Source organism: Planctomycetota bacterium (assembly GCA_035384565.1).
GTDB lineage: Bacteria > Planctomycetota > PUPC01 > DSUN01 > DSUN01 > DAOOIT01.
The window spans coordinates 1-13,002 of the sequence record DAOOIT010000025.1; the positions used below are offsets into that span (position 1 = coordinate 1).

14 protein-coding genes are annotated in these 13,002 nt (G+C 68.1%); 9 read left to right on the plus strand and 5 right to left on the minus strand.

What is annotated here, in order from left to right; all coding sequences use genetic code 11:
• The first annotated feature begins 235 nt into the window (after positions 1-235).
• The 3 genes from PLE19_10915 (at position 236) to PLE19_10925 (ending at position 2,609) form a co-directional block, all read left to right on the plus strand.
• On the plus strand, positions 236-1,309 hold the full coding sequence (locus PLE19_10915; protein ID HPD15454.1) for a DUF362 domain-containing protein: 1,074 nt from the start codon (positions 236-238) through the stop codon (positions 1,307-1,309).
• A 10-nt stretch (positions 1,310-1,319) separates the two neighbouring features.
• Complete coding sequence (locus PLE19_10920) at positions 1,320-1,889, plus strand: hypothetical protein (GenBank protein HPD15455.1); 570 nt, start codon at positions 1,320-1,322, stop codon at positions 1,887-1,889.
• A gap of 93 nt (positions 1,890-1,982) precedes the next feature.
• The gene (locus PLE19_10925) at positions 1,983-2,609 is read left to right on the plus strand and encodes a Dam family site-specific DNA-(adenine-N6)-methyltransferase (protein HPD15456.1); all 627 of its coding nucleotides are present in this window, start codon (positions 1,983-1,985) and stop codon (positions 2,607-2,609) included.
• A gap of 73 nt (positions 2,610-2,682) precedes the next feature.
• On the opposite strand, the gene PLE19_10930 is transcribed toward PLE19_10925, so the two are convergent.
• Positions 2,683-3,606, minus strand: a complete 924-nt coding sequence (locus PLE19_10930; protein HPD15457.1) for a DNA adenine methylase — start codon at positions 3,604-3,606, stop codon at positions 2,683-2,685.
• Between the two features lie 158 nt (positions 3,607-3,764).
• Here PLE19_10930 and PLE19_10935 point away from each other — a divergent pair, with 158 nt between their 5' ends.
• Both PLE19_10935 and PLE19_10940 read left to right on the plus strand, forming a co-directional pair.
• Positions 3,765-4,553, plus strand: coding sequence for a DUF3800 domain-containing protein (locus PLE19_10935; GenBank protein HPD15458.1), 789 nt, complete (start codon positions 3,765-3,767; stop codon positions 4,551-4,553).
• A 48-nt stretch (positions 4,554-4,601) separates the two neighbouring features.
• The gene (locus PLE19_10940; GenBank protein ID HPD15459.1) at positions 4,602-4,853 is read left to right on the plus strand and encodes a DNA adenine methylase; all 252 of its coding nucleotides are present in this window, start codon (positions 4,602-4,604) and stop codon (positions 4,851-4,853) included.
• A gap of 164 nt (positions 4,854-5,017) precedes the next feature.
• Here PLE19_10940 and PLE19_10945 read toward each other — a convergent pair whose 3' ends face one another.
• Complete coding sequence (locus PLE19_10945) at positions 5,018-6,709, minus strand: glycerol-3-phosphate dehydrogenase/oxidase (protein HPD15460.1); 1,692 nt, start codon at positions 6,707-6,709, stop codon at positions 5,018-5,020.
• Positions 6,710-6,777: 68 nt separating this feature from the next.
• Between PLE19_10945 and PLE19_10950 the strand changes: the two genes are divergently transcribed.
• Complete coding sequence (locus PLE19_10950; protein HPD15461.1) at positions 6,778-7,788, plus strand: hypothetical protein; 1,011 nt, start codon at positions 6,778-6,780, stop codon at positions 7,786-7,788.
• Between the two features lie 170 nt (positions 7,789-7,958).
• Here the strand turns inward: PLE19_10950 and PLE19_10955 are convergent, their stop codons facing one another.
• Genes PLE19_10955 through PLE19_10965 form a run of 3 tightly spaced genes read right to left on the minus strand, consistent with a single transcriptional unit; the run spans position 7,959 to position 10,764 of the window.
• Positions 7,959-8,990, minus strand: a complete 1,032-nt coding sequence (locus PLE19_10955; GenBank protein HPD15462.1) for a radical SAM protein — start codon at positions 8,988-8,990, stop codon at positions 7,959-7,961.
• Positions 8,991-9,006: 16 nt separating this feature from the next.
• Positions 9,007-10,395 carry a hypothetical protein gene (locus PLE19_10960; GenBank protein ID HPD15463.1) on the minus strand — a complete coding sequence of 463 codons (1,389 nt, stop codon included), beginning with the start codon at positions 10,393-10,395 and terminating at the stop codon, positions 9,007-9,009.
• 30 nt (positions 10,396-10,425) lie between these two features.
• Positions 10,426-10,764, minus strand: coding sequence for a hypothetical protein (locus tag PLE19_10965; protein ID HPD15464.1), 339 nt, complete (start codon positions 10,762-10,764; stop codon positions 10,426-10,428).
• 215 nt (positions 10,765-10,979) lie between these two features.
• Here PLE19_10965 and PLE19_10970 point away from each other — a divergent pair, with 215 nt between their 5' ends.
• Genes PLE19_10970 through PLE19_10980 form a run of 3 tightly spaced genes read left to right on the plus strand, consistent with a single transcriptional unit; the run spans position 10,980 to position 12,952 of the window.
• A complete protein-coding gene (locus PLE19_10970; protein ID HPD15465.1) occupies positions 10,980-11,222 on the plus strand; it encodes a zinc ribbon domain-containing protein in 243 nt (80 codons plus the stop codon).
• The gene (locus PLE19_10975; protein ID HPD15466.1) at positions 11,219-11,746 is read left to right on the plus strand and encodes an HIT domain-containing protein; all 528 of its coding nucleotides are present in this window, start codon (positions 11,219-11,221) and stop codon (positions 11,744-11,746) included. The genes PLE19_10970 and PLE19_10975 overlap by 4 nt, the downstream gene beginning before the upstream one ends.
• A 54-nt stretch (positions 11,747-11,800) precedes the next feature.
• Positions 11,801-12,952 (plus strand): deoxyguanosinetriphosphate triphosphohydrolase, encoded by a 1,152-nt coding sequence (locus tag PLE19_10980; protein HPD15467.1) that lies wholly within the window; start codon positions 11,801-11,803, stop codon positions 12,950-12,952.
• Positions 12,953-13,002: the final 50 nt, after the last annotated feature.

Sequence of the window (13,002 nt, forward strand, 5' to 3'; positions counted from 1 at the left end):
CCCTGTCAGGGCTGCCGCGGGGCGGTCTTGTTCCTATCCTATTTCGCTCCTTCGGAGCTCCCGCAGCCACCTACAATTCCGGCCCGCACCCCCCGCCACACCGATTGCTTGACACCCGCCCGCTCGATTGCTAGACTGCCCGGGGCCGGCGGCCCCTCGTGGGCGGCGCGTCCCCACGCCGTGTGTGGCGGGGCACGGACGCCTCGCCCACCGTCCAGAGATGAGGAGATCGGCGATGGACGAGCACCATGGACTGAATCGGCGCGAGTTCCTGGCAGTCGGGGCAGGGGCCGTGGCCGCGCTGGCCGCGCGGCCGGGCCTGGCCGCGCCCGACCCCCGCATCGTGGTCGCCCGCGGCGCGGCCAAGATGCCCGCCGACGAAGGGGCCTACACCCGCCTCAAAGCCGCCCTCGACAAGCTCGGCGGCTTCAAGGAGCTGGTGAGCGGCAAGAAGGCCCTCCTCAAGATCAACGGCACCGACAAGAGCTTCCAGGACGCCAACACCTCCGCCGCCATGACCGCCGCCGTCATCCGCGCCTGCAAGGAGAACGGCGCGAAGACGGTGAAGGTCATCGGCCAGGAGTGGGACGGCTACGACTGCAAGCGCGCCGACGGCCCGACGCTGCGCGAGGTGATCAAGGCCGCGGGCGCCGAACTCGAGGAACTCATCCATTGGTGGCTCCCCACCAAGCAATACGAGAACAAGGTGCCCACCACGGGCGGCTGGAAGGAGCTGTGGGTGGCCAAGGAAATCTTCGAGCCCGACGCCGTGCTCCTCAACATCCCCCGCCTCAAGACCCACGCCTTCACCATCTACACGGGCTGCGTGAAGAACTGCATCGGCCTCACGTGGCACATGTATGCCCACCACTGCACCAACGACCGCGACCCCAAGGCGGGCGCCAGCGACCAGCACCCCGCGCGCATCAAGGGCTGGGAAATGTTCCCCGGCAAGCTCGCGGGCGCCTACCACGAGGTCTACCGCAAGGCCGTGAAGCTCAACATCCTCGACGCGGGCGAGATGGTCTACGGCTGGGGCGGCCCCAAGCCCGAGCGCATCCGCCCCGTCGCCGCCAACGCCGTCATCGTGGGCACCGATGCCCTGGCCGTGGACGCCTATGGCTGCCAACTCCTCCACGAGCAGGAGCCCAAGCTCATCCCCACCGCGCTCGCCGACTGGACGCAGGGCGACAGCATCTACGTGAAGTCCAACGCCACCAAGGGCAACTACCTGGCCGAATGCCAGAAGCTCGGCGCCGGCCAGGGCGACCTCGCGAAGATCAAGATTGACGAGGTGAAGATTGACTAGGCGACGAGGGATGAATGGATGGGTGGGTGAATGGATGAATGGACAGGCGGCTTCCTCTGCCACCCATCCACCCATCCAATCCTCCATCCATCCCCTCCTAGTTCTCCTGCCGCTCGTGGCCCTCGGCTGCCTCCCCTGGACGGGCAAGCCGCCTGCGAGCCCTGTGACCATTCTCAAGAGCGCCGACGCCGCGCTGCCCGACATGGCCTTCGCCAACGTGGCCGACTGGCCGGGCGCGCGCCTCTTCGACTACATGAACGGCGCGGCCGAGGCCTACTTCAAACACGCCTTCGTCACTCTCGGCTCCGCCGAGACCAGGCTCGGCAAGACCGACGCGCGGGTGGAGCTATTCCAATTCAAGTCCGCCGCCAACGCCCGGGCGCTCTTCGACGAGAGCAACGACGGCAAGGGCCACCCGCTGGGCGCGGGGCTGGCCGGCACGTTCTGGGAGGGGCGCGAGATGGAGGCCCTCTTCCACCGCGGCCCCTACTTGTGCCGCCTCATCATCTACGGCTCCAGCCCCGAGGCCCACAAGCTTCTCACCACCCTCGCCGCCGCCATTGACAAGAGCCTCGAGTAGGACGTGCCTACTCGCACGCGGGACATCGGGGGCGGAGGCCCTTTCGCGGAAGGGCCTCCGCCCCCAGACCTCCACCGTCCGAAAGCTTCCGTGATGGGAAGACCCCCAAAGGGCCTCTTCGAACCCGCCAGAACGGCGGCCCCCGCCACGCCCTTCCTGAAGTGGGCGGGCGGAAAGGGGCAGCTTCTGGGCCAACTGACGCCGCTGCTGCCCGAGCGCTTCGCGCGCTACCTCGAGCCCTTCGTCGGCGGCGGGGCAATGTTCTTCCACCTGCACAGCCTCGGCCGGCTCGCGAGCGGCGCCCTCCTCAACGACGCCAACGCCGAGCTGATGAACTGCTATCGCGTGGTCCAGGACGCCGCTCTGTTGCCCGAGCTGATCGAGACGCTCCGCCGACACGCCGCCCGCGTCTCCGAGGCCGACTACTACTATCGCCTCCGCGCGTGGGACCGCGAGCCGGGCTTCGCCGAGCGGCGCGGCCCGGTCGAGCGGGCGGCCCGCACGATCTTCCTCAACCACGCCTGCTACAACGGGCTCTACCGGCTGAACCGCCGCGGGCAGTTCAACGTGCCCCACGGCAAGTGGAGCCGCCCGCCCCACGTCTTCGACGAGGCGAACCTGTGGGCCTGCCACCGCGCGCTCCAGGGCGCAAGAATGGGTTCAGATCTACATTCTACTCTCTTGCGGCGCATGCCAACTCCCGGTCCCATTGAAGTGTAGAATGTAGATCTGACCCCATCGGTGAACCCACCGGCAACCCCACCGCGCAAGCTCGGCAAGAAGAAGTGGCCAGTCAGTAGTTTGTGACCACCAGTTCCTCAACTATTCTCCTAGTGTGGGCTCTGCTGCCGATGGCCCGGAAGGCGGCGATTCGTTCCTTGCGAAAGCCTTTGTAGAGCATCTCTATGAACGCTGTTGCCGAGTTGCTCAACATCAACTGGCAACCTATTTTATCAAGCTCCCGGAAAACACTTGCTAAGTGCCTCTGATCACTCTCGTGAAATCCCCCACCGTTGTAGGTCGTGAAGGAGGACGTTGGGCTCGGGGGATCATAGGGGGGATCCAGGTAGACGAAATCGCCTGGCCGAGCAGCAGCAAGGCAAGCATCGAAGCTGCCCTCCATGAGGTTGGCACACTGTAGGGCGCTATGGCACGCCCAGAGATTATCCTCACGGAACACATGCGGTAGCCGGGTCGGCCTGCTATACGGTACATTGAACCACCCACTGCTGTTTACTCTGTAGAGGCCGTTGTAGCAGGTGTGATTCAGGAAGATTGTTCTCGCGGCGCGCTGTACGGGGGTGTTCTCTCGCAGGAAGGCAGGACAGCGGTCCAAGGCGCGTAGTCTGTAGTAGAATTCGGGCTCCATCGCTCGGCTAGAGTACTCCCGCAACAGGGCGACCAACTCCCCAACGTCTTGCTGGCTCTGGAGCACCCGGTAACAGTTCATCAACTCGGGGTTGAGGTCATTGAGAACCACGTTCCGCTTGAGTCGACCCAGATTCCTGAGATGGAAGAAGACGGCCCCGCTTCCGACAAACGGCTCGAAGTACCGCCCTATGCGTCCGGGAAAGAGCGGCTCAAGCTTCTCGATAAGCCTACCTTTGCCCCCCGCCCACTTGAGAAATGGCGTGGCTATCGCCTTGTCTGCGAGAAGAGAGATCGATGGGCCTCCGTTTCGGGGCAGTGCAGTCGTTGGCCTCGTGACGGCGGGCATTCTAACCTCCCCGCCTTGGACCGTCAAGCGAGCGCGCACCTCTCCTTGATTCTCTGGCAGTCTGGCGCTACCATCTTGTTACCTCGTCACTAGGGGGCGCACCGACAGCGCGTGTGCTATCTGCGTCAGCTGAGTGGGACTCCGAGCGGGAAGGAGCCATGAGCAAGTTCCTTGTATTTGCAGACGAAAGTGGGACATCAGCGGGAAGCCCATGCTACGCGATCGGTGCGCTCATCGTCCCATGGGAAGTCCAGAACGCCTTTGTGCTGGCCTTCGAGGTCCTCCGACAGCGACACGGAGTTGCTCATGAGCTCAAGTGGACTCGAGTCGGGTCAAGCCACGGGGCGATCAACTTCGTCCTCGATTGGATGGGCATTATCCAGCAGACGGATCTGACCTTCGGCATGATTGTGGTTCATAAAGGCCACTACCGACTATGGAGCCGCCCTGGGGCGGACAGGGAGGAGGCGTTCTACAAGACGTACACCCTGCTGATGAAGGACTTGGCGCGGAGGCGCCGGGGCGAGTTTGAGGTTTACATCGACCAGCGCGCCGATAGGTACGCCAAACACGACGAGGTGGTGGAGAAGGTCACGAACTACATGTTGGCCAAGGTCAGAGCTCGCGCCAAGATCATGCAGGTCATGAAATCTGACTCACGCCTCATGCCGGGCATCCAGATTGCCGATGTGCTGACTGGAGCCATCAATGCGAGCCATCGCGAGTTCCTGACGGAATCCGCTCTACTTGGCAAGGGCAAGCGGCTTCTTGTCAATCGACTCGCCATGATGCTCGGGTGGGATGCGCTCTGGTACGATACGATGCCCAACGCGCGCTTCAATATCTGGCACTTCCCAACAGAGTTCAGGGGGACTCCGGACACCCGGGCTGTCCGCTTTGGCCGGGATGTCCCGTACATCCGGCCACAGGATCTGACAGAGGAGTGATCACGGCCAGCACCTCCCTTCCGGAGCGGCCAAGCTCCCTACGACCCGTTGAGCGCCACCTCCTCGTTCACGACCTACACGGGCGCCGAGTTCCGCGCGCGCGACCAGGAGCGGCTGGCCGAGGCGTTCCGCGCGCTCGATGCCCGGGGCTGCCGCCTGCTCCTGAGCAATTCGGCCACGCCGCTCATCCGCCGCCTCTATCGCGGCTACCCGATGACCACCCTCCTTGCCGCCCGCGCCATCAGCTCGAAAGCCACCGGCCGCGGCAGGATTGAAGAACTCGCCATTCGGAACTATTGAAGCACACGTCGGGGAAGGCACCTTTCTTGCGAGGAAGGTGCCTTCCCCGCAACCCGTCCTCCAAAGAACTCCCGTGTTGGGCAGGGCTTTCGGGACGCTGCACAGGAGTTCTTGAGGAGGGGTGTGGGGAGGAACTTCTTGCAGGAAGTTCCTCCCCACGCGCCTCATTCCTCATCCGGCACGGCGACTTCGTCGCGCGCGAGGCGGATTTCCTGGGTCTGGCGGGCCACGTCCCAGCCGAGCACGGGGGCGAGGATTCCGGCGAGTTCGTGCAGGACGTCGGGCGTGGCGCGGCCGCGGAGGGCGATGGTGCTGCGGCGCACCACGAGGTCGGTGAGGTGCACCACCGCCTCGTCGCGCGCGATGCGCTCGATCTCGCCCACCGAGTAGTCGGGCAGCGTCTCCAGCGGAGTTTCGGCGCGGGCGTCGGCCCCCGCGAGATAGGCCTCGGCGTCGGTGCCGTAGCGGTGGAGCAGCATCGCCACGCGGGCGGGGCACACGCTCCGTTCCGCTGAGACACGGCGGACCCACGCCTCGCGCTCGGCGTCGGTGGCGGGGAAGCCTCGGCCGCCGCCGATGGGCGTGCGGTCGGTGGCGCATTGGCGCGGACGGCCGAGGTGGGCGAGCAGGCGGTCGGCCACCTGCTCGGCGAAGGCGCGGAACGTTGTCCACTTGCCGCCGATGAGGCAGTAGAGAGGGAAGGGCCGCGCGGCATCGGGCTCCAGCACCCGGAGGCTGTGGCCGCGCGAGATGATGGCGGTGACGCCCTTGCCGCTGGCCGGCAGCGGCCGCACGCCGCAGAAGACGTAGGCGATCTCGTCGCGGCGGATCTCGATGCCGGGGAACACGCGCCGCAGCGTGCCGAGCATGTAGGCGATCTCGCCCTCCTCGCAGCGGGCCGCGTCGGGGTCGTCCACCCGAATGTCCGTCGAGCCCATCAGCACCTTGTCCAGGAAGCGGAAGACGATGCACACGCGGCCGTCGGTGTGCTCGTAGTAGACCATGCGGTCGCCCAGGGCGTCGTAGAGCGGGCGGTTGGCGACGACCAGGTGCGAGCCCTTGGTGCCGCCCATGAAGCGCGTGGGCGCGCCGAGGGCCGCGTTGGTGAGGTCCACCCACGCGCCCGTGGCGTTGACGACGACTTGTGGGCGCACGGCGAACGTGCCGCCGCCCACCTCGTCGCGGAGCACCACGGCGCCGCCTTCGGCCCGCTCGGGCCGCACGTAGTTGAGCGCGTGGCAGCGCGGGTGGGCGGCCCCCGCGTCGCGGAGCAGCTCGATGCACAGGCGCTCGGCCTCCGAGACTTGCGCGTCCCAGTAGTGGGCCGCGCACACCAGGCTGGGGATGAGGCCGGGCAGCTCGCGCAGCGTGGCGGCCCGCGAGGTGAAGAAGTGGCGCGGCGTGCGCCGGTGCTTGCGGGTCACGAAGTCGTAGAACGTCAGGCCCAGCTTGACGAGGAGCGCCCCGCGGTCGCCGGGCCGCACATCGAACCCCAGGAAGATGAGCGCCGAGCGCAGCAGGCCGCCGAACCGCGAGAAGAGCGGAATCGTGGTCTTCAGCGGCGTGACGTAGTGCGGGGCGTTGTCGAGCAGGCGGTTGCGCTCGAGGAGCGACTCGCGCACGAGGCGGAACTCGCGGTTCTCGAGGTAGCGCAGCCCCCCGTGGATCATCCGCGACGACTTCGAGCTGGCCCCCGAGACGAAGTCCGCCTTGTCCACCAGCAGGCAGTCCACCCCCTGAAGCGCCAGCTCGCGGAAGAGGCCAGCGCCGTTCACCCCGCCGCCGAGGATAAGGACCGGCACGGCAGGGTCTTGCCTGATCTGTTCGAGGGCGGCCCGACGGTTGAGGCTGTTCATCTCGGGGGCTATTGTGCTAGAATCCTGCGGTGGGATCAAGGGGCAATCGGCACCAAGGGGGACAAGGCATGCGAAGGGTCATTCTGCGGTTGGCCGCTTGGCTCGGCCTCGCTCTGGGCGCTTCGGCGACGGCGTCCGCCGGCCAGTGGGTGTGCATCTCGGACGGGCTGCTCGCGCAGATCGAGAAGGAGGGCCTCCAGCCCGCCTGGCCGGGCAAGACGACGGGGGTGGCGGTGGACCGCACGACGGGCGAGGTGTTTGTGGTGGTGCCCGGCCTGGGCGTGTGGCGCAGCGCCGACAAGGGCGCCACCTTCGCCCGCGTGGACGGCGGCGCCGTGGGCGGACGCTGCGAGACCGGCTACTCGCTGCACCTCGACCCCGCCGGCAAACGCCTGGCCTGCTTCATGCTCGACGGCAAGTCGGCCATGACCCTCGACGGCGGGAAGACGTGGCGCCCCATCAAGAACATGGGCCGCGGCCCCGACTGGGGCGCCGTGCACTGGGCCGACCCCGAGCCCAAGACCCTCTTCGAGCGCCTGCACGAGAACCGCGACATCGGCGTGGTGAGCCAGGACGGCGGCGCGTCGTGGCGCGGCCTCGACCAGGGCTTCGGCGCCGTGGGCGTCTTCTCGGCCGATATCCTCGTGGCCAGCCGCGGCAAGGAGCCCGCCTGGGCCGGCATCCACCGCTCCACCAACGGAGGGCACGACTGGGAGCAGGTGAGCAAGGCCTCGCCCATCGGCGTGATGACCGTCTTCAAAGGCGTGGGCTACTGGCTCTCCGACAAGGGCCTCCTCAAGAGCACCGACCAGGGCAAGACCTGGGAACAGGTGGGCGACCGCACGGGCGCCGTGTGGGGCCCCTACTTCGGCAAGGACGAGACCCACTTCGTGGTGGTGGACCAGGCGGGCTTCCACGAGACTACCGACGGCGGCAAGACCTGGACCCAGATCGCCCCGTTCCCGCCCCTCAAGGAGTTCAACCCCCGCGGCTGGTTCCTCAACGTGGCCTGGGACCCCCTGGGCAAAGCCTGCTACGCCGCCCGCATGGGCCACCCCACCTACAAGTATGAGTACTGAGCGGCTCGGGGGAGGGATCCCCTCTTGAAAGAGAGGTTCCCTCCCACGTCTCCTCCTTCCCGGGAACTTCCACAGTGGGCAGGGGCATTCGAGCGAGGCTCGAATGCCTCTGCCCGGCGTGAGAGTTCTTGGAGGGGGCGTGGGGGAACCTTCTTGCGAAGAAGGTTCCCTCACTCTCCATACACTTCGGCGGGGCCGAGGATGTGGGGGTAGTGGGGGCGGAGGAAGCGGCGGGTGGTGGTGCACAGATCGCACTTGGTCACGGCGTGGTCGGGCGGCGCGAAGCCGTGCTCGCGGCGGGCGAAGTCGGCGAGGCCGATTGGCCCGGCGTCGCACAGCAGCCTGGCGATGAAGTTGGCGTTCTCCGGCCCGCGCTCGAGCAGCTCGAACGGGCGGGTCTCGCGCGCATTGCCCAGGACCACCCCGCAGTTGGTCTGGATGTTGTCGTAGGGGTCAATGTGCAGTTCCCAGATGGTCTCGCGGGCGAACTCGGCGAGGCAGCCGGGGTCGGCGTGAGGCACGCGCCAGGCGCGGCCGGGCGGGAGCTGGCCGAGCGGCACGGGGTCGAGGAAAGGGCGGAGGCTGCGATGGGCCGTGCCCACGAGCACGGGCGGGTGCGCGCGCACGTGGTTCCGCAGCCGGCTCTCGTCGCGCGCGATGGCGGCGAAGTCCGTCACCCTATCGTCGGGCGCCTCGGTCGTCCACACGTTCTGCGGCCCGAACACTTCGCGGGCGATGCGGCGGGCGCGCAGGAATCGCTCGGGCGGCACGAAGGCCTGGTGATAGGGGTCGGCGCTCAGGAGCACGCCCGCCACGCCATTGGCCTGGAGCGCTGCGTAGCGCTCGCGGACCAGTGCATCGTCGGTGGCGAACGAGGCGTTGGATTCGATGAAGTGGGGCTGCACGCCCTCGGCAAAGGCGGCTTCGAGCGCGGCGAGCAGGTCGTCCCAGAACAGCATCGCCTCGCCGCCGGCGATGTGGATCACGCGGCCCAGCTCGTGGAGCTGGCGCAGATGATAGACCGCTTGCTCCGTGGTCATGTGCACGGGGGGCCGTTCGCCGGCGCAGGCGAAGCAGCAGTGGCGGCAGGCGATGGTGCAACGATAGGTGTAGAGCAGCGCGGCCACGCCGAGCTGGCTGCCGGCGGCGGCCACGCCGACTTCCGCGATGAGGCGATCCACCGCCTCGCGAGCATTCGGCATTTCGTGTCCCTGGGCGCTATCGCCGCCGGTCGAAGTACTCGGTGAGCGGGTAGGCGGCGCGGTTCAGCTCGCGCATGGCGTCCATCAGCGGCACGTGCGGCTCGTAGGCCGCCGTGACGAGGCCCTTGTTCGAGTCGCGGTTCGACGGGTCGGTCGTCGTGTCCTCGGGGTCGTTATCCATGTACTTGAACCAATGCCAGCCCACGCAGGCCCGCGATTCGAGGAGCGCGAGGGTGAAGTTCTGGTAGAACCAGCCGCGGTCCTGCTGGGTGGGCACGGTCCAGCCGGCGCCGGTGAGGTTGGGCATGCCGCTGTCGGCGCCCTTGGCGTACCATTCGGTGATGAGGGCAGGCTTGCCGGCCCAGGCGGCCCAGCGGCGGAGCAGGTCGAGGGGCGGGGTCCACACGCCGTAGACGTTGACCGCGACGGCGTCCAGGTGTCGCCCTGCGGCGGCGAAGACGGGCTGGCAGCCCTTCTCGGAGCCGTAGAAGCGCGAGCCGAGGTAGAGGTGGTTGGGGTCGTGCTTGCGGATGGCCCGGGCGACGACGGAGAAGTAGCGGTCGGCCAGGTGGCCGAGCCACTCGTCGCGGTCCTTCGCCGTGAGCTTTGCGCGGTCGAGCCCCCGCTCGGCGAGCCAGGCCTCGGCGGCGCGGCGGCCGGGGTCGTCGGGCTTGAGCGCGAGGTAGCGGTCCAGGCTGTCCTTGGGGAAAGGCATCTCGTTGTCAGAGAAGTGGCCGAGGAGCCAGGGGTCGTCCCTGGTGGCGGCGAGTTGCTTCGCATGCTCGTCGGCGAAGGACTCGAATTCGGGGTCGAAGGCGAAGATGCAATTGTTCGGGTAGCCGGTGTGGCCGGGGAGCTGGTAGGTGCCGCCGCGCTTCTTGCCGTAGCTGCTCATGAAGTTCCAGTTGGGCGTGTAGGCCAGGGGCTGGGCAGCGCCGCGGAGCAGCGCGTCGTCGGACCACGAGCCCGTGCCGTTGAAGCCCAGGTCGTGCAGCAGCGCGACCGTGGCGTCGCGCCACTTCTCGGCCGAGCCGAACTTCTCGGGCAGCGTGCGGAGGTTCTTGGGCGACTTGCCCGGCCGCACGGCGTTGACGGCGATGTGGAGGTAGCGGTAGCCCTCGGGGTCAATGAGCCACCAGCGCTCGCCGAGTTTCTCGACGCGGAAGAAGCCGGTGGCCTGGTGGCGTTCGCCGAGCCAGCCGCCGAACCTGCCCAGCGGTATGGGCTCCGCCGGCGCGAAGCCGGCCAGGTGGCGCAGGGTGCGGGTGTCGTACTCGGCGGCCTGGCCCTGGCCGCGCCAGGCCCGGATGCGAAGTGGAGCGGCCGACGGCGCCACTTCCGCGCCGCCGGCCGCTGCGCTCAGCAGCAGAATGACCGGACCCACCAGGAGGCAGGGCGGCTTCATCCACCCGCCTCCTGAGGCCGCCTGCGCGGCCTACTTGTCGTCCTTGTCGTCGTCCTCATCGTCATCGTCATCCTCGACGGTGATGTTCTTGATCTGGCCCTTCTCGTCCAGGGTGAATTCGACCTCAACCGCCTTGCCCTCCTTAGGCTTCACGGTGACTTCGATCTCGACCACGGTCTTGCCGCCCTTGGTTTCGGTCTCTCGCTCGGCCTCGACAATCTGGCCGTCGGGGAACATGGCGTTGAGGATGGTAACAATGACCTTGGGAAGGTCCTTGACGGGGATCTGCTCCTCCTTGCCCTCGCCGAATGCCACGCCTGGCGCCAGCAGGGCCAGCGCTGCCAGCCCCATCCACCGCGTCTTGCGCATCGTCGTGCCTCCTGATTGGTCCGACCCCCGCGGCGAGAGGCGCCCCGTTGGCCCTCTTGCGTCGGCTTCGATTCTACCACAGCCCCTTCGGCAATGAAAGAGGCGCCTGACCGAGGCCCTGCCGGCGGCGTTGACAGTGCGGGTGGGGGCTGCTATAATCCCGGCGTGTCGCGTTACGCAACACGGCGAGGGGGTATTGCGCCCAGGTGAGACCCATGCCGATCTACGAGTTCCATTGCGACCGGTGCGATGCGGAGTTCGAGCAGCTCTTCCGCTCGATGGAGTCGGCGCCGCGGGCCACGTGCCCGAGCTGCGGGGGCTCGAGGACGCATCGCAAGCTGTCGCTCTTCGGGATGTCCACCGGCGGCCGCCGCGAGTCGGCCCCCGAGGCCCGCCCGAGCGGGCGCTCGGGCTGCTCGTCGTGCGTCCGCAGCTCTTGCGCGGGGTGCCGCCGATGAGCCACGCCAGCGGCCAGCCGTCGCGTCCGCCCTTCGACCTCATCTGGGCGCCGTGGCGGATGGACTATATTCTGGGGCCGCGGACCGATGGCTGCTTCCTGTGCGCGGCGGCGGCCTCGGGCGAGGACGAACGCGACCTGGTGCTCGAGCGCCGCGCGCGCTGCTTTTCGATCTTCAACCGCTACCCCTACAACAACGGGCACCTGCTGGTGGCGCCCACGGCCCACAAGGGCGACCTGGCGGCGCTGAGCGACGAGGAGCTGGTGGACGTGGTGCGCCTGACGCGCGACACGCAGCAGCTCCTGGCCCGCGCGATGGCGCCGCACGGCTTCAACATCGGGGTCAACCTCGGCGCCTGCGCGGGGGCCGGCCTGCCCGGCCACCTGCACGTGCACGTCGTGCCGCGCTGGAACGGCGACACAAACTTCATGCCCGTGCTCGGGGGCACCAAGGTGATCGTGCAGTCGCTCGAGGCCCTCTATCGGGTGCTGCGCGAGCAGTTGGCCGCGCAGGCAGGAGGCTAGGCCGTGAGCCCGCCGGGCAGCCTCAACCCGACGCCGGCCGCCGCTCCCGAGGGCCTGGTGAGCCGCGAGGCGATCGAGGCGCGCGAGGAGGCCCTGCTGGCGCCCTACGCGGCCCGCAGCCGCCAGAGCCGCGGCCGCCGCCATCCTGAGCCCGAGCACCCGCTGCGCACCGTCTACCAGCGCGACCGCGACCGCATCATCCACTCCACCGCCTTCCGCCGCCTGGAGTACAAGACCCAGGTCTTCGTGAACCACGAGGGCGACTACTACCGCACCCGCCTCACCCACACGCTGGAGGTGGCGCAGATCGCGCGCACGATCGCGCGCATCCTGGGCCTCAACGAGGACCTGGCCGAGGCCATCGCGCTGGCCCACGACCTGGGCCACACCCCCTTCGGCCACTCGGGCGAGGAGGAGCTGCGCGAGCAGATGCGCGCCCACGGCGGCTTCGAGCACAACCGCCACGGCCTGCGCGTGGTAGACACCCTCGAGCGCCGCTACCCCGCCTTCCCCGGCCTCAACCTCTCGTGGGAGGTGCGCGAGGCCATGGCCAAGCACACCACGCGCCACGACCGCCCCGGCGTGGCCGAGTTCGACGACGGGCTCCAGCCCGTGCTCGAGGCCCAGGCGGTGGAGGTGGCCGACGAGATCGCCTACAACAACCACGACATAGACGACGGCCTCACCGCCCACCTCCTCCGCCGCAGCGAGCTGGCCGAGGTGGAAGCCTGGGCGCTGGCCGCCGAAGAGGTCGAGCGCCGCCTGCCCGGCCTGCCCGAGCGTATCCGCGACCGCCAGACCATCATCCGCCTCATCAACACCCAGGTCACCGACCTCGTGGAGACCACCCTCGCGCGCATCGCGGGCCTGGGCATCGCCAGCGCCGACGACGTGCGGCGCGCCGGCGGGCGCCTCTTCGCCTTCAGCCCCGCCGTCGAGCGCCGCAAGGCCGCCCTCGAGGCCTTCCTCAACGAGCGGCTCTACCGCCACTACCGCGTGGTGCGCATGACCACCAAGGCCAAGCGCTTCGTGCGCGAGCTCTTCCAGGCCTTCCTGGCCGACGAGCGCCAGCTCCCCGACGAGTTCCGCGCCACCGCCGAGGCCGAGGGCCTGCACCGCGCCATCTGCGACTACATCGCCGGCATGACCGACCGCTACGCGCAGGACGAATACAAGAAGCTCTTCCACCCCTACGAGCGGGTGTGAGAGCAAGCGGGGATGAACGGAGACTTGGATGAATGGATGGATGACAGAAC

Coding starts and splice junctions, on each gene's coding strand:
- PLE19_10915 (HPD15454.1), top strand. CDS start 236: ATGGACGAGCACCATGGACTGAATCGGCGCGAGTTCCTGGCAGTCGGG.
- PLE19_10920 (HPD15455.1), top strand. CDS start 1,320: ATGAATGGATGGGTGGGTGAATGGATGAATGGACAGGCGGCTTCCTCT.
- PLE19_10925 (HPD15456.1), top strand. CDS start 1,983: ATGGGAAGACCCCCAAAGGGCCTCTTCGAACCCGCCAGAACGGCGGCC.
- PLE19_10930 (HPD15457.1), bottom strand. CDS start 3,606: ATGCCCGCCGTCACGAGGCCAACGACTGCACTGCCCCGAAACGGAGGC.
- PLE19_10935 (HPD15458.1), top strand. CDS start 3,765: ATGAGCAAGTTCCTTGTATTTGCAGACGAAAGTGGGACATCAGCGGGA.
- PLE19_10945 (HPD15460.1), bottom strand. CDS start 6,709: ATGAACAGCCTCAACCGTCGGGCCGCCCTCGAACAGATCAGGCAAGAC.
- PLE19_10950 (HPD15461.1), top strand. CDS start 6,778: ATGCGAAGGGTCATTCTGCGGTTGGCCGCTTGGCTCGGCCTCGCTCTG.
- PLE19_10955 (HPD15462.1), bottom strand. CDS start 8,990: ATGCCGAATGCTCGCGAGGCGGTGGATCGCCTCATCGCGGAAGTCGGC.
- PLE19_10960 (HPD15463.1), bottom strand. CDS start 10,395: ATGAAGCCGCCCTGCCTCCTGGTGGGTCCGGTCATTCTGCTGCTGAGC.
- PLE19_10965 (HPD15464.1), bottom strand. CDS start 10,764: ATGCGCAAGACGCGGTGGATGGGGCTGGCAGCGCTGGCCCTGCTGGCG.
- PLE19_10970 (HPD15465.1), top strand. CDS start 10,980: ATGCCGATCTACGAGTTCCATTGCGACCGGTGCGATGCGGAGTTCGAG.
- PLE19_10975 (HPD15466.1), top strand. CDS start 11,219: ATGAGCCACGCCAGCGGCCAGCCGTCGCGTCCGCCCTTCGACCTCATC.